The following is an 18,754-nucleotide window of genomic DNA, read 5'->3' as shown; positions in this document are numbered from 1 at the left end:
AACTTGTTTGAAAAATGGAAGAATTATCAAAGTTTCCGGTCCTTTAGTAATGGCAGAAGGCATGGAAAATGCAAATATTCAAGATATCTGCCAAGTAGGAGACTTAGGTCTTGTTGGAGAAATCATTGAAATGCGTAAAGATGTTGCCTCCATTCAAGTCTATGAAGAAACTTCAGGTATTGGGCCCGGTGAGCCGGTCGTAACGACAGGGGAAGCTTTATCAGTAGAGTTAGGACCTGGGATTGTATCTCAGATGTTCGACGGGATTCAACGTCCGTTAAACACGTTTATGGAAAAAACAAACAGTGATTACCTTGTACGTGGTGTCCATGTGGATGCATTGGACCATACTAAACAATGGGAATTTAAAGCAACGATGAAGGTAGGGGACAAAGTGGTTCCCGGAGATATCGTTGGAACGGTTACTGAAACAAAAGTAATCGAACACCGTATCATGGTTCCTTACGGCGTCACAGGAACAATCACTGCGATTGCGAGTGGTACGTATACGTTAACTGATACTGTTTACACAGTTGAAACAGAAAAGGGTGCGAAAGATTTTACAATGGTTCAAAAATGGCCGGTACGTCGCGGTCGCCCCGTTCAAAAGAAATTAAATCCACATACACCATTGACTACAGGCCAACGTGTTATCGATACGTTCTTCCCGATTACTAAAGGTGGTAGTGCGGCTGTTCCAGGACCATTTGGAGCAGGTAAAACGGTTGTTCAGCACCAAATCGCCAAATACGCAGACGTGGATTTAGTAGTTTACGTCGGTTGTGGTGAACGCGGAAATGAAATGACAGATGTATTGAATGAGTTCCCGGAACTGGTTGACCCAAATACGGGTGAATCATTAATGGAACGGACAATTTTGATTGCTAATACATCAAATATGCCGGTAGCGGCGCGTGAAGCTTCTATCTATACGGGAATTACCATTGCAGAGTATTTCCGTGACATGGGTTATAACGTGGCAATCATGGCTGATTCAACATCACGTTGGGCGGAAGCTTTGCGTGAAATGTCAGGGCGTCTGGAAGAAATGCCAGGGGATGAAGGTTATCCAGCTTACTTAGGTAGCCGAATTGCGGAGTACTATGAGCGTGCCGGACGTGTGATTACACTTGGTAGCGAAGGCCGTGAAGGTAGTATTTCAGCAATCGGAGCCGTATCACCACCTGGTGGGGATACTTCCGAACCGGTTACTCAAAATACATTACGTGTTGTTAAAATCTTCTGGGCATTGGATGCAACATTGGCGCAACGCCGTCACTTCCCATCAGTTGATTGGTTGACATCTTATTCGCTTTACAATACTGAAATTGGTGAATACATGGATGCACACACACATTCTGACTGGTCAGAAAAAGTGCAACATGCAATGAACCTCCTGATGAAAGAATCTGAGCTGGAAGAAATTGTTCGTCTGGTTGGTTTGGATTCTCTGTCTGAAAGCGACCGTTTGACGATGGCTGTGGCGGAATCATTGCGTGAAGACTACTTGCAACAAAATGCTTTTGATGATGTTGATACGTACACATCTCAAGAAAAACAATACGTGATGTTGGACTTAATTCTAAGTCTGGAAGCAGAAGCAAAAGCTGCAATGTCATTAGGTGCTTATTTCCAAGAAATTTTCGAAGGAACAGCTGAAATCCGTGATCGGATTGCACGTAGTAAGTACATTTCAGAAGAAAACATTGAAGATATTAAAGCAATTAAAACAGATTTAGCAGAAGCAATGCGTACAATCTTAGCTGAAGGAGGAATGACGAAAAATGCTTAAAGAATACAAAACAGTATCCGAAGTCGTCGGTCCTCTAATGGCAGTAGAAGGTATTCAAGGTATTAAGTATGATGAATTGGTAGAAATTCAAATGCAAAACGGCGAAACACGTACCGGCCAAGTTTTGGAAGTTTCAGAGGACAAAGCAATGGTACAAATTTTCGAAGGTCCTGCTGGTATTAATATTAAAGAGACAAAGGTTCGTTTCCAAGGAAAACCACTTTCTTTAGATGTTTCTGAAGATATGGTAGGCCGTATTTTTGATGGTATGGGCCGTGCAATTGATAATGGACCGGAAATCATTCCGGAAAAATCATTGGATATTAACGGACAAGCAATCAATCCGGTTGCCCGTGATTATCCGGATGAATTTATCCAAACTGGTATTTCCGCAATTGACCACTTAAATACATTGGTTCGTGGACAAAAACTACCTGTATTCTCTGGATCAGGTTTGCCGCATAAAGAATTAGCAGCTCAGATCGCCCGTCAAGCAACGGTTCTAAACAATGACGATAAATTCGCGGTGGTTTTCGCAGCGATGGGTATTACGTTTGAAGAAGCAGAATACTTTATGGAAGACTTCCGTAAGACAGGTGCAATTGATCGCTCTGTTATGTTTGTTAACTTAGCGGATGACCCTGCCATCGAACGAATCGCAACGCCTAAAATGGCTTTGACAACAGCGGAATATTTGGCATTCGAAAAAGACATGCATGTGTTGGTTATTATGACGGATATGACAAACTACTGTGAGGCGTTACGTGAAATTTCGGCGGCGCGTCGTGAAGTACCAGGTCGTCGTGGTTATCCCGGTTACTTGTATACAAACTTGTCAACCTTGTATGAACGTGCAGGTCGTCTAGTCGGTAAAAAAGGATCCGTTACACAGATTCCAATTTTATCCATGCCAGAAGATGATATTACACATCCAATCCCTGACTTGACTGGCTATATCACAGAAGGACAAATCATCCTTTCACGTGAATTAAAGGGAATGGGTATTAAACCACCAATTAACGTTTTGCCATCCTTATCACGCTTGAAAGATAAAGGAACGGGTGAAGGTAAGACACGTAAAGATCATGCGCCAACGATGAACCAATTGTTTGCAGCTTATGCCAAAGGAAAAGAAGCGAAAGAATTAGCCATTATCTTGGGTGAATCAGCGCTTTCTAAAACAGATAAGCTTTATGTAGAATTTACAAATCGCTTCGAACAAGAATATATTAACCAAGGTTTCTACAACAATCGTACGATTCAAGAATCATTGGATTTAGGTTGGGAATTATTATCTATTCTACCGAAATCTGAATTGAAACGAATCAAGGATGACATGATTGAAGAGTTCATGCTGAAAGGAGAATGATCCTATGGCACGATTGAATGTCAAGCCAACCCGTATGGAGTTGGCATCTTTGAAAGAACGTCTGGAACTTTCGACACGTGGTCATAAACTCTTGAAAGATAAACAAGACGAATTAATGCGTCGCTTCATTATTCTTATTAAGAAGAACAACAACTTACGAGATGAAGTAGAAGCAGAATTAATCGAATCCATGAAAGAGTTCGTAGTCGCAAAATCCTTAATCAATGAATCATTTATTGAAGAGTTGTTTGTAGGGACTGAAACAAACGTGGAGTTAAGTATCCAAGAAAAGAATGTTATGAGTGTCATAGTGCCAGAGATGAACTTTAATGTGAAAGAAGCAGAAGTTTCTTCCGATGTGCAATATGGTTACTTGAACTCAAGCAGTGAAATGGATGACGCGATTGAACGGATTGAAGACGTACTTCCAAAATTACTTGAGTTGAGCGAAATCGAAAAAACGTGCCAATTGATGGCCGATGAAATCGAGAAAACGAGACGGCGTGTGAACGCATTGGAATATCGAATGATTCCGCAATTGCAAGAAACTATTCGTTATATCCAAATGAAGCTAGAAGAAAACGAACGGTCCGCCATTGTCCGTATGATGAAAGTCAAAGACATGGGCCAATCCACCTAAAGAATGCTTTTAACCAGCCCCGAATTCCTTCATGGATTATCCGTGAAGTGAGCGCGGGGCTGTTTTTGAGGACGGTTAAGATTTCAAATCAAGAAAGTCTCAAGTAAATGCGTCTAAATTTGTTTCTACTTGAGACTTTTTAGTATAACTCTCAAGTAGAATGTGAAAAAGTCGATTCTATTTGAGAGCTGCTACTTATTTAGTGTTTTCTCCCCGCCGAAAAGGTCACTTAAATGATAATGAAATGAAAAATCATCACGTTTGTTTTCATGAGCCAGAGTTTGTGTTACACTGATAAGAAATAATGCGGTACCTGAAACGGTAATGCCGATGGATTAAAGTATATAGATGGATGGTGGGTTACTAATGACCGAAAAGGGGTTATTAATTGTTTTATCTGGACCTTCTGGTGTGGGTAAAGGGACAGTGAGACAAGCGATTTTTTCTAAAGGAGAACGTGATTTTATTTACTCCATTTCTGCTACCACGCGTCAAAGACGTGAAGGAGAAGTTGATGGCGTAGATTACTTTTTCAAAACACGTGAAGAATTTGAAGATATGATTAAGAATGACCAACTGTTGGAATATACAGAATATGTTGGAAACTATTACGGAACGCCTGTTGATTACGTTCAAAAGACAATTGATGCAGGGAAAGATATCTTCTTGGAAATTGAAGTTCAAGGTGCAATGCAAGTTAAAGAAAGAATGCCGGAAGGCACGTATATCTTCTTAACGCCACCTAATATGGATGAATTAGAAGCACGTATCGTGAACCGTGGCACTGATGAATCGCCAGTAATCCGCCAACGTATGGAGAAAGCGATTGAAGAAATCGAGTTAATGCGGTACTATGACTACGCAGTCGAAAATGACACAGTCGAAAATGCTGTTAGCAAAGTGTTAGCAATTATTCAAAGTGAACACTTAAAAGTTTCACGCCTATTAGAGTCAAAATTACCAAACCAAGGAGAGTGATTCAATTATGATGCTATATCCATCAATTGATAAATTATTGGACAAAGTAAGTTCGAAATACACAATGGTCATCCTATCTTCAAAGCGTGCACACGAATTGCACCAAAATGCTGAGCCGTTGTTGGATGAATACAAATCTTACAAGAATGTTGGTCGTGCATTGGAAGAAATCGTTGCTGGCGAACTGACAGCGACAGAGGAAAAATAGTCTTACTAATCAGAACTGCTGTATTTGCTCGTCAAATTCAGCAGTTTTTTAATTTTGTCTAAATTGAGCAAGACTTTGCCTTGATTATCGAGTAAAATAAAAAATAGAAACTCAATTCAAAAGGGGGATGAAACATGAAGCAAATTGCCAAAGTCGTAGTGGATGTGCCGGTTATGCAAACGAATCAACCGTACGATTATGCGATTCCTCCTACATTAATTGATCGCTTACAAGTGGGAATGCGTGTTGAGGTTCCATTTGGTCCCCGACACATTCAAGGATTCATTGTCGCAATCGTCAACGAACCGGATTTCGAAGGTGAATTGAAAGAAATTATTCGCCCGCTCGATTTAGAACCCGTTTTAACAAAAGAACTCTTGCAACTGGGTGAAGATATGGCTGATCAAGTCTATGCATACCGTATCCACTGCTATCAAACAATGCTGCCGCCGGTCATGAAAGCTAAATACGAGAAAGAATTTTATCTGCTTGATGGCCATCAAGCAGAAGATGTTCAGATTGTATTTCAAGGCGAAGACGTGATTAGCTGGGATCGAGCATTAGAAATAGAGGCCTTGCCGCAACTCTTAGAATGGAAAAAACAGAACATTGTCGATATACGCTACCTTGTTAAGAGTAAAGCGCGCGTCAAAAAAAAGACTGTCTATCAAAAAAATATTTCACCTTCAGAAATTGAAGAGGAAATGAATCAACTGTCGAAGCAGGCGAAAAGTCAACGTGCGTTACTTGAAGTCTTAATGGCGATTGAACCAGAAGCGTGGCTGACCAGAGAGCAATTTCGTGAACAATTCGATATTATGCCACGCACATTGCAAATAGCCGTAGAAAAAGGTTGGATGATTACAGAAGACAAAGAAGTCTACCGTGATCCGCTGAAGAACCGCCACTTTGCACAAACAGAAGCAAAGGTTCTTAACGAAGGCCAACAGATTGCCTATCAGGCCGTAAAAGAAAAAATTGATTCCAATCAACATGATGTCTTCTTATTAAAAGGTGTAACCGGAAGTGGAAAGACGGAAGTGTATTTGCAATTGATTGGTGAGGTTTTGGCACAAAATAAAACAGCGCTGATGCTGGTTCCGGAAATTGCTTTGACACCGCAAATGGTTCATCAATTTAAAGGACGATTCGGTGGAGAAGTCGCCGTTATGCACAGTCGTCTGTCTACTGGTGAGAAGTATGATGAATGGCGGAAGATTAAGCGCGGTGAAGCACGGGTAGTAGTTGGTGCACGCTCCTCTATTTTTTCTCCCGTTGAGAATTTAGGGATTGTTATTATCGACGAGGAACATGAAACGACTTATAAACAAGAAGAGAATCCGAAATACCATGCCCGTAATGTAGCGATTTACCGGGCGAAATACAATCATTGTCCGGTTGTGTTGGGAAGTGCGACGCCTTCTTTAGAATCGCGCGCCCGCGCTCAAAAGAATGTCTTTCACTTGCTTGAATTGACGGAAAGAGCGAACCAACAGGCAATGCCGGATGTGCGCATCATCGACATGCGTGAAGAATTTCAGAGTAATAACCGAGGAAATTTCTCGCAAATCTTGCAAGATAAAATCAGAGACCGCATTGATAAAAAAGAACAAACCGTTCTATTATTAAATAAACGGGGTTATAGTTCTTTTATTATGTGTCGTGATTGCGGTTATGTGCATGAATGCCCGAATTGTGATATTAGTATGACGTTTCATATGGATACAAAAGGGATGAAATGCCACTATTGTGGACACGAAGAACCGGTTCCAAACCGTTGTCCAAAATGTCAGGGCAACCAGTTCCGCTACTATGGAACAGGCACACAAAAAGTAGAAAGTGAACTCCAAGAACTTTTCCCGGATGCCCGAATTATTCGGATGGATGTCGATACAACCCGTAAGAAAGGTGACCATGAACGGTTGCTGGCCGCATTTGGCCGCGGTGATGCGGATATTTTGCTAGGAACACAGATGATTGCCAAAGGACTCGATTTCCCGAATATTACTTTGGTAGGCGTTATAAATGCCGACACATCCTTGAGCTTACCAGATTTCCGTTCTTCGGAAAAAACCTTCCAATTGTTGACACAAGTGAGTGGACGAGCGGGCCGATCTGATTTAGTTGGAGAAGTCATTGTGCAGTCCTTCAACCCTGATCACTATGCAATTCGCTATGCACAAAATCATAACTACGACGGATTCTATCGTCAAGAAATGGCATTGCGTCATCAAAGTGGCTATCCACCGTATTATTTCACGACTCAGATTACGGTCAGCGACTTAGATGAGAAGAAAGCCCAGACTAAAATCTATGAAATTAATGCTAAGTTGCGAAATAAGCTGGAAGGCCAGACAATTATTCTCGGTCCATCCAGAAGCTCGATTGCACGTATGAACAATCGTTATTATTTCCAACTATTGATCAAATACAAACAAAAAGAAAACTTGCATGAAGTATTGAAAGAAATACTCGATGCATCACAAAAAGATAATGCAAAAGGACTTTACATCTCGATTGATACGGAGCCTGTTAATTTCTTTTAAGGAGAGAAACACGGATGAAAAAAATTATATTTATGGGAACGCCCGAATTTTCGGTACCTATTTTACAAGCGCTATTTGATAGTGAATATGAAGTAATTGCGGTTGTAACGCAACCGGACCGGCCGGTAGGGAGAAAACGCATTTTGACACCACCGCCTGTTAAAGAGTTAGCGTTGAAATACACTGTACCTATTTTCCAGCCGGAGAAAATTTCTGGTTCAGAAGAAATGGCAGCACTCATCGCACTAGAAGCAGATGTGATTGTGACAGCAGCTTATGGTCAGTTTTTACCAACTAAATTATTGAATGCGCCGAAGCATCGCGCGATTAACGTTCATGCATCGTTGTTACCAAAATACCGCGGTGGAGCACCAGTTCATTATGCTATCATTAACGGTGATAAAGAAACCGGCGTATCGATTATGTATATGGAAAGAAAAATGGATGCGGGAGATGTCCTTTCGCAAAGAAGTATTCCGATTACCTCCTCAGATGATGTACAAACAATGTTTAACAAACTAAGTACATTGGGCCGTGATTTATTAATGGAAACTTTACCGAGGTTATTTACTGGAGACATACATCCGGTTCCGCAAGACGAATCAAAAGTAACCTTTTCACCGAATATTAGTCGAGAAGAAGAACGCATTGAGTGGGAACTAACGGCAACGCAAATTGCCAATAAAATCCGTGGTATGCGTCCATGGCCGGTTGCACATGCAGTATTGAACGGCGAACGTTGTAAGATGTGGGTAGCTGTTCCAACTGAAGAAACAACGCAATCCAAGCCCGGATCGATTACACATTGGGACAAAGAGGGCATCTACGTGGCGTGTGGGCAAGGGACAACACTTAAAGTAACCGAGTTACAACCATCCGGTAAAAAACGTATGACCGTTACTGATTTCTTAAATGGAAATGATATGGAAACACTCGCACAGATAGGATTTGATTAAGATGGCAAAAGGAAAACCAAATAAAATCGTCCATTCTGTCCGTTATTTGGCAATGGAAATTTTAACAGCAATTGAAGTAGAAGGAGCGTATTCCAATATTCTCTTGAATGCAACGATTGAAAAAGAAAAATTGGATGCCAAAGACGCCGGACTTTTAACGACTATCGTCTATGGTGTAACGCAACGTCGGATGACTTTGGACTATGGCTTGACACCATTTATTAAAACACCCGAAAAAATGCAGAAATGGGTCCTAAACTTATTACGTTTGTCAGCGTACCAAATGCACTACTTGGATAAAATCCCAGATCATGCGGTTCTATTCGATGCAGTCGAAATCGCGAAGAAAAAAGGACATGTTGGTATCGCGAAGCTGGTAAACGGCGTTTTGCGTAACCTTCAAAGAAAAGGTCTTTTGGATTGGCAAGAACTGACAGATCCTATTAAACGAATCAGTATCGGAGCAAGTGTTCCGGAATGGCTCGTTAAGAAATTTACAAAAGAATTAGGTAACGAGAAAGCCGAAGCACTCTTTTTCTCTCTATTGGAAGCCCCTTATGTTTCGGTCAGAGTTCAAAATCCAGCTGACTTAGAAATGATTATAGAAGAACTCCAAAACGAAGGAAAAGAAGTTGTTCGAAGTCCGCTTTCACCTGTCGGTATCCGGATTCTATCCGGAAAGGTTACAGATTCGCCTTTATTCAAGCAAGGGAAAATCACTATCCAAGACGAATCAAGTCAGCTTGTTGCACTCTTAGGAAACGTAGAATCAGACGACACCATTCTGGATGCTTGTGCAGCACCTGGCGGTAAAACGGTCCACATGGCCAGTTTCGTGGAGCAAGGAACTGTTCATGCTTTGGATATACATGAACATAAAATTCGTCTTATCCAACAAAATGCGGAGCGCATGAATGTGTCTGATGTGATTGAAACACATCTGTTGGATGCAAAAGATGTCGGTACCGTTTTTGAACCGAACAGCTTCGACACCATTTTTGTGGATGCGCCTTGTTCAGGTCTAGGGTTAATGCGTCGGAAACCAGAAATTAAGTACGGTGTAACGAACCAAATGATTCTCGATTTACATAAGGAACAACTGGCAATCTTACAAGCTGTCACGCCACTTCTAAAAGAAAACGGACGTCTTGTTTACAGTACTTGTACATTAGCAGCTGAAGAAAACCAAGAAACAGTTACTGCCTATTTAGAGAAACATCCAGAAATGAGGAAACAAGCAGTTGATTTTAATCAAGCTGCTATTCCCACTCAAGTGAAAATTGATGAGGGAACACTCCAAATTTACCCTGAGGATTTTGGTACGGACGGCTTCTTCATCTGCACGATGGAGAAAAAGATGCAGTAGAGGAGACAAATAATGATGCATATTGCTTTTAAAAGTGATGTTGGTCAGAATAGAACAACAAACGAAGACTATGTAAATTGGTTTACAAATAGTAGTAAGCAACCATTGATGATTCTGTGCGACGGCATGGGCGGACACCGTGCAGGTGATGTAGCAAGTGAGATGGCTGTTTCCCACATGGGACAAGCTTGGAAAGAAACGACTTTTTCTTCGCCAGAGTCCGTCTCTGTGTGGTTGTTGGATGCCGTTCAAAAAGTTAATAAGCTTATCTTTCAGAAATCATTGGATTTTGTCGATTTGGACGGGATGGGGACGACTTTAATTGCAGCTACCTATTTAAAAGGACAGCTTGTCATTGCCCACGTGGGGGATAGCCGCGCTTATTTGTACCGTGACTTTCAATTCAAACAGTTAACAGAAGACCATTCATTGGTTCATGAACTAGTAAAGTCAGGCGAACTGACTGATGAGGAAGCACGTAATCATCCACAAAGAAATTATATTACGCGTGCTATTGGCGTAAAAGAAAAAATCCAAGTAGATTTAACGTCTATGCCAATTCTTTCTGGAGATTTATTACTCCTTTGTACAGACGGCTTAAGCAGTGTCTTGAGCGACGAAGATTTGAAAAAAGTTCTAAAAAATTGGAAATCAATCGATGAAAAAGTAACAGAATTTATTGATTTGGCCAACCAAGCAGGAGGACCAGATAATATTTCTGTCCTCATTGCATCATTTGAAACGGGAGAGGAGGAGAGAACGTGATAGAAATTGGTACAAAAATCGGCGGACGCTATAAAGTGCTTGCTCTGTTAGGAACAGGTGGAATGGCTCATGTTTATCTGGCACGCGATTTAATTCTAGATCGTGATGTGGCAGTGAAAATTTTGCGCTTTGACTTCCAAAATAACAAAGAAGCATTGCGACGTTTCCAACGTGAAGCTTTGTCGACGACGCAATTGATTCACCCGAATATTGTTTCGGTATATGATGTTGATGAAGATGATGGCTTACAGTACATCGTGATGGAATACATCGAAGGAACGGATTTGAAAGAATACATTCAACAAAACGGACCTACGACGCCAGAAAATGCGATCCATATTATGAGCCAAGTATTGTCAGCGATGGCATTGGCACATCAAAACCGTATTATCCATAGAGATATTAAACCGCAGAACTTATTGATTAATAAAGAGAATACGATTAAAGTAACGGATTTCGGTATTGCGGTTGCTCTTTCCCATACTTCCATTACACAAACAAATTCTTTATTGGGTTCTGTTCACTATATTTCACCGGAACAAGCACGCGGAAGCGTCACAACAACGAAATCAGATGTGTATGCACTTGGGATCGTCTTATATGAGTTATTAAGCGGCGAGGTTCCTTTCGATGGAGAATCGGCTGTATCGATTGCTTTGAAGCATTTCCAGGAAGAGATTCCTTCTGTGCGTCAAATGAACGCAGCTGTTCCGCAAGCGTTGGAGAACGTCATTTTAAAAGCAACAGCGAAAGAACCGGCTGACCGTTACAATACCTGTGAAGAAATGCAGCGAGATTTATTAACAGCATTAAATCCAAGTCGATTAAATGAAGCTGTCTTTATCCCAGAAGCAATGTTGCATGAGACGAAGGTTTTAACCCCGATTCAGCCTGCGACACCTGTCGAAACAAAGGCGGTTCCTATTGTAGAGGAACCGGAAGAAGCAGAAGAATCTAAGAAAAATGAACGCCAAAATAAAAAGAAGAAATCAAAACGCAGTATCTTGCTAATCATCTTTTTCATTTTATTGGCAGCCTTTGGAGCCTTGCTGGCCATTTTATGGTTTAATCGTCCACCAGAAGAAGTGGAGGTGCCGAATGTTGTGAATCAACAAGAAGCAGCTGCTCGGACCATGTTAACCGATCTGAATTTTGTGATTGGGGATGTGGAGACTGAGTATAACCCAGATGTAGCTGAGGGCGCGGTGATTCGTACGAATCCGGAAGCAGGCGAGATGCAGGCGGTAGAATCCACAATCGACCTCGTTATCAGTCAAGGTGAAGAGCCGGTGGAATTGCCGGATTACAGAGGAGAAAAATACGCTGATGTACGTTCCGAACTGAGAAGTATGGGTATTAAAGTTGAGCGTGAAGATGTCTATGATGACAGTGATTTAAATACTATTGTGAGTCAGAGTATCGCACCGGAAACGGAAGTCATTCCGTCTGAAACGACTTTTGTACTGCAGGTAAGTCTTGGAAAACAAACATTCACGATGGAAGATATGGCCGGTTATTCACGAGAAGAAGTAGAACGTTTTACAGACGAATTTGGTCTCGATTTAACGATTGAGAGTGAATATTCGGCTGATGTAGCTGAAGGACTCGTTATTTCACAATCATTGAAACCGAATAGTAACTTTTCAGCCGGAGATTCCGTCACCGTTGTCATTTCACTTGGACCAGCGGAACCAGAGATTTTTATCTTCTCAAAAGCTATTACGATTCCCTATAAGGCACCTACAACACCACCGCGTAACGACAACGGAAACAGTGGGAATAGCCAATCGGAGTCCAGTTCTGCTGAGGTGGAAAAGAATAATCATATCGTCATTTACATGTCCGATTTAGATCATCAAATGACTGAAGTTTTCCGTGAATTCAATATCACAGCGGATACGCAAGTCGCGTTAAACTTCCGCATTCGCGAAGGCGAAACAGGTGCGTATCGTGTTGAACGTGATGGCGAAGTCATTATGGAAGAAATGAATTTAAAAGAATAAACGTAGAAAAGAGGCTGGAGAGTAATTTCTCGACCTCTTTTTTTAGACTAAGCATCATTTAGTAGCCTATTAGCCTTTTGGGACACACTGTTCTTTGAATTGTTGTATAATAGTAAGAAGAAATAACTGTTAGAAGAGGAAGTGAATTATGCCTAAGGGACAAATAAGAAAAGCAATTAGTGGCTTTTATTACGTTTATTCAGACGGAGTAACATACCAAACACGTGGAAGAGGAAACTTTCGAGTGAAAGACATGACGCCTTTAGTCGGTGACATTGTCGAATTCGAGAGCGGGAATCTGGACGAAGGCGTTCTACTTGCTGTGGATGAACGCAAAAATGAATTGGTCCGTCCACCGATTTCAAATATTGATGTCGGTGTTATTGTCATGTCTGCTATCGAGCCTGAATTTTCAACGTATCTGTTGGACCGGTTCCTCGTGTACTTAGAAGGACAACATATTGATGCGGTTATTTATATTACAAAAACAGACTTATTAAACGAAACGGATCACCAAAAAATAATGGCATTCCAAGAAGATTACCAAGCTTTGGGATATACGATTGTCTTTTCAGACTTCCCTGAATATCGTTCAGTAGATGCATTGTTGGAAGTTATCGGCTCATCTTCAGCCGTCTTTATGGGGCAGTCCGGTGTTGGAAAATCTTCTCTGTTGAACCATATCTTGCCGGAGCTGGATATAGAAACCGGCGAAATTTCAATGGCATTGGGGAGAGGGCGTCATACAACACGACATGTGGAGCTTATTCCTGTAAAGGATGCCTTAATTGCCGATACGCCTGGCTTCAGTAATGTGGAGCTGGAAGAAATTGATGAAGCGGACTTACCTGATTTATTTCCGGAGTTTTTACGCAACCGTGATGATTGTCGCTTCTCAGGTTGTTTACACCTGAATGAACCTAATTGTCGGATTAAACAGATGGTTGAAACGGGAGAAATTAAACAGTATCGTTACGATCATTATTTACAATTTTTAGAAGAAATTCAGAACAGAAAACCGAAATACCATAAAAATAAAAAGTAAGGAATTGATCTATTTATGAAAATTGCTCCATCTATCTTAAGTGCAGATTTTGCCAACTTAGAAAAAGACGTTAAACGCGCTGAAGCAGCGGGTGCCCATTATATCCACGTAGATGCAATGGACGGTCAGTTTGTCGATACCATTACTTTGGGACCAAATATCGTTCACGCAATTCGTCCCCACACAAAGCTTCCATTGGATTGCCATTTGATGGTCCAAAATCCTGAGAAACATATTTCTGCTTTTGCTAAGGCAGGCGCGGATATCATTTCTGTGCACGTAGAAGCGACGCATCACATACACCGGGCCATTCAATTAATCAAAAACGAAAAAATCGCTGCGGGTGTTGTGATTAACCCGGGTACACCTGTATCCACGATTGAATCCGTGCTTGGGGATGTGGATTTAGTTTTGGTGATGACAGTAAATCCAGGTAGCGGTGGTCAAACCTTTATCGAAAGTACATTGTCAAAGATTTCATTACTTAAAGAATTACGTGAAAAACACGGCTATACGTATGAAATTGAAGTAGACGGCGGTATTTCCGACAAAACAGTCAAACGTGTGTTGGATGCTGGAGCTGATGTGTTTGTAGCGGGCTCTTATTTATACGGTGCTCCCGATTTTCAAGCGGCGTTGAAAAAACTAAGAGATGCTGAAAATGCCTAAAAAAGCCGTTATTGTCGCAGGTGGAAATAAAGAGGGACTCAAGCAGATGCTCGCGGCCGAAGACAGAGAAACGTTGCTAATCGGAGTGGATGGCGGTGCACTTTCTTTATTGGAAATGGGAATGACACCTGATATAGCCATAGGCGACTTTGATTCGGTCAGTTCCGGTGATTTAAATCGCATAGAAGAAAAGGTTTCGACAGTAGTGAAACTTCCAACAGAAAAAGATCTAACTGATACCGAAGCTGCTCTGGAATACGTAAAAGAGCATTTGGACGTGCAAGAGATAGAGATGCATGGACTGTTCGGTGGAAGAGTTGATCATATGCTGAATAATTTATGGCTTGCCTTTCATCCTGCTTATCAAAGTATCATCGAAAAGATTGTTATGAAAGCTGAAAAAAATACCGTTCGCTTTTATAAACCAGGTAGGCATATCGTCAAAAAAGAAACGGACAAAAAATATCTCTCATTCATCGGCATGACACCTTTAGAGAAGCTCACCTTAATGGATGTGAAATATCCTTTGAGAGAAGAAACTTACGACTCACCAGTAGCTTTAGTCAGCAATGAATTTCTAAACGAAGAAATGACGTTCACTTTTACACGTGGTCTAATGGCCGTTGTGCAGAGTAGGGACTGAACAGGTTAAAGGCAATTAAATAGAATAAGAAAAACCACTCTTGTTGCATTATAGTGACTGGAGTGGTTTTTTAGGTGAAATAGCGGTTAAGTATTGTAAGTGAGTATCTATTTAAAACAGGGAAACCAAATTATTAACTCTGTTATTATGATATAATTTTTTATTTATAAGATGGGAGAGTAATCACTGTGATGAATAATTTAATTTCTGATAAAGACATGCGCGTATACACAATTATCGAAACGTTGTTTCAAGCGCAATAACCGATTACGATTGCATCGTTAGCTGAAATTACTAAATCTTCAACGCGAATTATTAAGTATGACTTAAATGATTCGACTGCAATTTTATCAAAAGTGAATGGGAAAATAGTATCATCACTTGATGGTTTAACTCTGCAGCTACCCTCAAATATTGGTCTGGATTATTTTAAAAGACGATTGTATGACCAATCAGTTGGTTTTGATTTATTAGAACTTATCTTCTTTGATGAAACCCTTACGCATAAAGAAATAAGTGAAAAATTATTCGGAAATTATTAAATTGTGTAAATCAAGAAATTTATTTGTGAACCAATACCTCATTTCAAATCTCATTTTCACGTTATTAAGTAAATGGAATAAGCTATTTGAAAGTTTATACAAAAATTTCTTTGTTTGCAGGGTTTTAGTTTACAACCATATTAGTCCAGGTCATGCTATAAATATTACTGAAGTTTTGAATTCGCAATTTAGTTCGTCAGTCACTACGAGTCTCTACAAAGAAACGAAAATCACTGAAGAGAGATTATCAGAATACAATTTTGATATTCTTATATCATCAATAACTTTGGACTTTTATATCCCACAACCTATTTATTATTTGTGGTCGGAAAATATAAACGTATCGTTTGAATTATTGCGATTGAAAGTACTTGAAATTATCAAAGATAATAAAGAAAAACAGTTGGAAATAATTAAGAGCAAGATGGAGGAATAGAAAAAAGAGTCATGAACAGCTATTTCTAGTTGTTCATGACTCTTTTTTAGGATTTTAAAACGTATCTTTACCTATAATACGTATCTTATGAAATGAATTACTTAAAAAGAAGACAAAAAAAGAAGCCTAGACCGGCTTCTCCTCTATTATACGCGTTCTACTAAGCCAGATTTCAATGCGCGAGCTGAAACCCAAACTTTCTTAGGCGTTCCGTCAACCATAATGCGAACTTTTTGCAAGTTTGGTTTGAAAGTACGTTTTGAATAGTTCATAGCGTGAGAACGTGTGTTACCTGAACGGCTTTTACGTCCAGTAATGTAGCACTCTTTAGACATATTATTACCTCCCTTGATTGTTTCAAAAAAACTAAATTCAGAATTAGTTACCTCATTTCATACACTTGAATAATTTATCATAATTCAATTTGAATTGCAAGACATTAAAGTAAATTTACTTGACACTCTTTCAAACAACCCCCATACTATTTATTGTTCAAATAAATATATTCTCATAACTATACTATAAATTCTGATTTAGCATGAAACTTTGTTATAATATCTTTAATAGAAGTTATTTTTTATGGAAAAATATGCTATTATGGATAATGATTAGCGTTTGTTTCCATTCAAACCCAAGGAGGCTATATAAAATGGCAGTTAAAATCCAAACGAAATTAGGCGAAATTAGTTTAGAAAACGAAGTGATCGCAACAGTGGTTGGTGGGGCTGCGACTGACAACTATGGGGTCGTCGGAATGGCCAGCAAAAATCAGATTCGAGATAATATCAACGACATCTTGAAAAAAGAAAGTTATTCCAAAGGTGTAATTGTTCGTCAAGAAGATAACATCGTGGCAGTTGATGTATATATTATCGTGCTTTACGGAACAAAAATTTCGGAAATCTGTCGAAATGTACAAATCCAAGTCAAGTATAATTTGGAAACAATGCTAGGATTTTCAGCAGAAAAAGTGAACGTGTTCGTACAAGGGGTACGCGTTTTAAATGATTAATGGAGAGATCACCATTTAGATGGTGAAGGAGGACAAGCAAGGTGAATAAATTAGAACTGACTGCAAGTGATTTTAAAGCAATGGTGGAAGTCGCACAAGAACGTCTACATGAGAATGCAGAATACGTAAACTCATTAAACGTTTTCCCGGTTCCAGATGGTGATACAGGAACAAACATGAATTTGTCCTTTACTTCAGGAGCAGACCGCGTATCATTGTCAGAATCCGATCGCGTCGACGAAATGAGTAAAGATTTAGCTAAAGGCCTTTTAATGGGAGCAAGAGGTAACTCTGGAGTTATTCTATCCCAACTTTTCCGTGGTTTTTCTAAAGCAATGGAAGGGAAAGAAACAGTAAATGCCAGTGAATTTGCGCACGCTTTTTCACAAGGTGTTGAAACAGCATATAAAGCAGTTATGAAGCCTGTTGAAGGGACTATCTTGACTGTTGCAAGAGAATCAGCACATGCTGCAATTGAAAAAGCAAAACAAACGGATGACATTATTGAAATCATGGAACACGTAGTCGAATCAGCGAAAGTCAGTCTTGCTAATACTCCAAATCTTTTGGCAGTATTAAAAGAAGTTGGCGTAGTAGATAGTGGTGGCCAAGGGTTGTTGTTCATTTACCAAGGATTCTTAGAATCATTAACAGGTAAAAAAGTGTCTGTTAAGACAAAAATGGCACAAGCGGACGTTACTGAAATCGCACATCACGAAAACTTCGAACATATCGGCCATGCGGTTTCAACTGAAGACATCGAATTTGGATACTGTACAGAGATTATGGTTCAACTAGGTGCTGGTGAAACAGTTACTGAAGAATTTGATTATGATACATTCCGTAATCACTTGAATACGGTTGGCGATTCTTTGTTGGTAGTGGCGGATGACGAAATCGTTAAAGTCCATGTCCATACGGAATATCCAGGCGAAGTTATGAACTATGGTCAAAAATTCGGTTCGCTCGTTAAAATTAAAGTTGACAACATGCGTCTGCAACATGACGAGGTTCTCTTAAAAGGTAAAGCTACTAAAGAAACAGAGCCTATGAAACCTTATGCAGTTATCGCAGTTGCAGCCGGAGAAGGTATTTACAAGTTATTCAACAGCTTGGGCGTTTCCACTCTTATTAAAGGTGGCCAAACAATGAACCCGAGTACAGAAGATATCTTGAAAGCCATCGAAGAAGCGAATGCTGAGAAAACAATCATCCTGCCGAACAACAAAAATATCTTTATGGCAGCTGATCAAGCAGCAGAAGTTTCTGATAGAGATGTTGTTGTTGTACCGACACGCACGATTTCTCAAGGGTTGACAGCAATGTTGGCATTTAATGATCAAGTTGATTTGGCATCAAACAAAGAGAGTATGACAGCTGAACTTGCGTATGTGAAGAGCGGTCAAATTACGAACGCGATTCGTGATACTGAAATTGATGGTGTTGAAATCAAAACAGATGACTTTATGGGAATTGTCGATGGTAAAATCGTTCTTTCTCAACCAGGACGTAAAGAAGCAGTACTTGCAACTTTACGTAAAATGATTGATGAAGATAGTGAAATTATTACATTGATTTACGGTGAAGGAACAGACTTGGCAGAATGTGAAGAAATTTCTGCAACGATTTCTGAAGAATATTCAGACATCGAAGTTGAAATTCAAGAAGGTAATCAACCTGTTTACAGTTATTTAATGTCTGTAGAATAATTTTATTACGAAGAGGGGCTGGGGCATATGCTCCAGCCCCTCTTCGATTAGTTTGAAGTGAAGGGAGGTTTACTT

General features: G+C 40.1%; 16 protein-coding genes. 15 read left to right on the top strand and 1 reads right to left on the bottom strand.

Going from position 1 to position 18,754, the window contains the following annotated elements; translation table 11 throughout:
• Positions 1 to 7: 7 nt before the first annotated feature.
• The 13 genes from G7058_RS02180 to G7058_RS02120 all read left to right on the top strand — a co-directional run bounded on the left by G7058_RS02180 (position 8) and on the right by G7058_RS02120 (position 14,980).
• Complete coding sequence (locus G7058_RS02180; RefSeq protein ID WP_166062002.1) at positions 8 to 1,792, top strand: V-type ATP synthase subunit A; 1,785 nt, start codon at positions 8 to 10, stop codon at positions 1,790 to 1,792.
• A complete protein-coding gene (locus G7058_RS02175; protein ID WP_166062000.1) occupies positions 1,785 to 3,161 on the top strand; it encodes a V-type ATP synthase subunit B in 1,377 nt (458 codons plus the stop codon). Before G7058_RS02180 ends, G7058_RS02175 begins: the two co-directional genes overlap by 8 nt.
• A 4-nt stretch (positions 3,162 to 3,165) precedes the next feature.
• Positions 3,166 to 3,801 carry a V-type ATP synthase subunit D gene (locus G7058_RS02170; RefSeq protein WP_166061999.1) on the top strand — a complete coding sequence of 212 codons (636 nt, stop codon included), beginning with the start codon at positions 3,166 to 3,168 and terminating at the stop codon, positions 3,799 to 3,801.
• A gap of 366 nt (positions 3,802 to 4,167) precedes the next feature.
• Positions 4,168 to 4,779: a guanylate kinase gene (gene gmk, locus G7058_RS02165; protein ID WP_166061998.1), complete on the top strand. Its 612-nt coding sequence runs from the start codon at positions 4,168 to 4,170 to the stop codon at positions 4,777 to 4,779.
• Positions 4,780 to 4,786: 7 nt separating this feature from the next.
• A complete protein-coding gene (gene rpoZ, locus G7058_RS02160) occupies positions 4,787 to 4,987 on the top strand; it encodes a DNA-directed RNA polymerase subunit omega (RefSeq protein WP_166061997.1) in 201 nt (66 codons plus the stop codon).
• Positions 4,988 to 5,121: 134 nt separating this feature from the next.
• A complete protein-coding gene (priA, locus tag G7058_RS02155) occupies positions 5,122 to 7,533 on the top strand; it encodes a primosomal protein N' (RefSeq protein ID WP_166061996.1) in 2,412 nt (803 codons plus the stop codon).
• Positions 7,534 to 7,547: 14 nt separating this feature from the next.
• The gene (gene fmt / locus G7058_RS02150; RefSeq protein WP_166061995.1) at positions 7,548 to 8,489 is read left to right on the top strand and encodes a methionyl-tRNA formyltransferase; all 942 of its coding nucleotides are present in this window, start codon (positions 7,548 to 7,550) and stop codon (positions 8,487 to 8,489) included.
• Between the two features lies 1 nt (position 8,490).
• Positions 8,491 to 9,855: a 16S rRNA (cytosine(967)-C(5))-methyltransferase RsmB gene (gene rsmB / locus G7058_RS02145; protein WP_166061994.1), complete on the top strand. Its 1,365-nt coding sequence runs from the start codon at positions 8,491 to 8,493 to the stop codon at positions 9,853 to 9,855.
• A gap of 12 nt (positions 9,856 to 9,867) precedes the next feature.
• Positions 9,868 to 10,620, top strand: a complete 753-nt coding sequence (locus G7058_RS02140) for a Stp1/IreP family PP2C-type Ser/Thr phosphatase (protein ID WP_227004476.1) — start codon at positions 9,868 to 9,870, stop codon at positions 10,618 to 10,620.
• Entirely contained in the window at positions 10,617 to 12,623 is a 2,007-nt protein-coding gene (gene pknB, locus G7058_RS02135; protein WP_227004475.1) for a Stk1 family PASTA domain-containing Ser/Thr kinase, read from the top strand. Before G7058_RS02140 ends, pknB begins: the two co-directional genes overlap by 4 nt.
• A gap of 148 nt (positions 12,624 to 12,771) precedes the next feature.
• Entirely contained in the window at positions 12,772 to 13,668 is an 897-nt protein-coding gene (gene rsgA / locus G7058_RS02130) for a ribosome small subunit-dependent GTPase A (protein WP_166061993.1), read from the top strand.
• A 15-nt stretch (positions 13,669 to 13,683) separates the two neighbouring features.
• Positions 13,684 to 14,337 carry a ribulose-phosphate 3-epimerase gene (gene rpe / locus G7058_RS02125; RefSeq protein ID WP_166061992.1) on the top strand — a complete coding sequence of 218 codons (654 nt, stop codon included), beginning with the start codon at positions 13,684 to 13,686 and terminating at the stop codon, positions 14,335 to 14,337.
• Positions 14,330 to 14,980, top strand: coding sequence for a thiamine diphosphokinase (locus G7058_RS02120; protein ID WP_166061991.1), 651 nt, complete (start codon positions 14,330 to 14,332; stop codon positions 14,978 to 14,980). The genes rpe and G7058_RS02120 overlap by 8 nt, the downstream gene beginning before the upstream one ends.
• Before the next feature lie 1,124 nt (positions 14,981 to 16,104).
• Here G7058_RS02120 and rpmB read toward each other — a convergent pair.
• On the bottom strand, positions 16,105 to 16,293 hold the full coding sequence (gene rpmB, locus G7058_RS02115; RefSeq protein WP_166061990.1) for a 50S ribosomal protein L28: 189 nt from the start codon (positions 16,291 to 16,293) through the stop codon (positions 16,105 to 16,107).
• A 314-nt stretch (positions 16,294 to 16,607) separates the two neighbouring features.
• Here rpmB and G7058_RS02110 point away from each other — a divergent pair, with 314 nt between their 5' ends.
• On the top strand, positions 16,608 to 16,970 hold the full coding sequence (locus tag G7058_RS02110) for an Asp23/Gls24 family envelope stress response protein (RefSeq protein WP_166061989.1): 363 nt from the start codon (positions 16,608 to 16,610) through the stop codon (positions 16,968 to 16,970).
• A gap of 41 nt (positions 16,971 to 17,011) precedes the next feature.
• Positions 17,012 to 18,679 carry a DAK2 domain-containing protein gene (locus G7058_RS02105; RefSeq protein WP_193567965.1) on the top strand — a complete coding sequence of 556 codons (1,668 nt, stop codon included), beginning with the start codon at positions 17,012 to 17,014 and terminating at the stop codon, positions 18,677 to 18,679.
• Positions 18,680 to 18,754: the final 75 nt, after the last annotated feature.

It is taken from the genome of Jeotgalibaca porci (genome assembly GCF_011299095.1).
Classification (GTDB): Bacteria; Bacillota; Bacilli; order Lactobacillales; family Aerococcaceae; genus Jeotgalibaca; species Jeotgalibaca porci.
The sequence above is the reverse complement of the archived record's forward strand: the minus strand, read 5'-3'. Positions and strand labels throughout refer to the sequence as shown.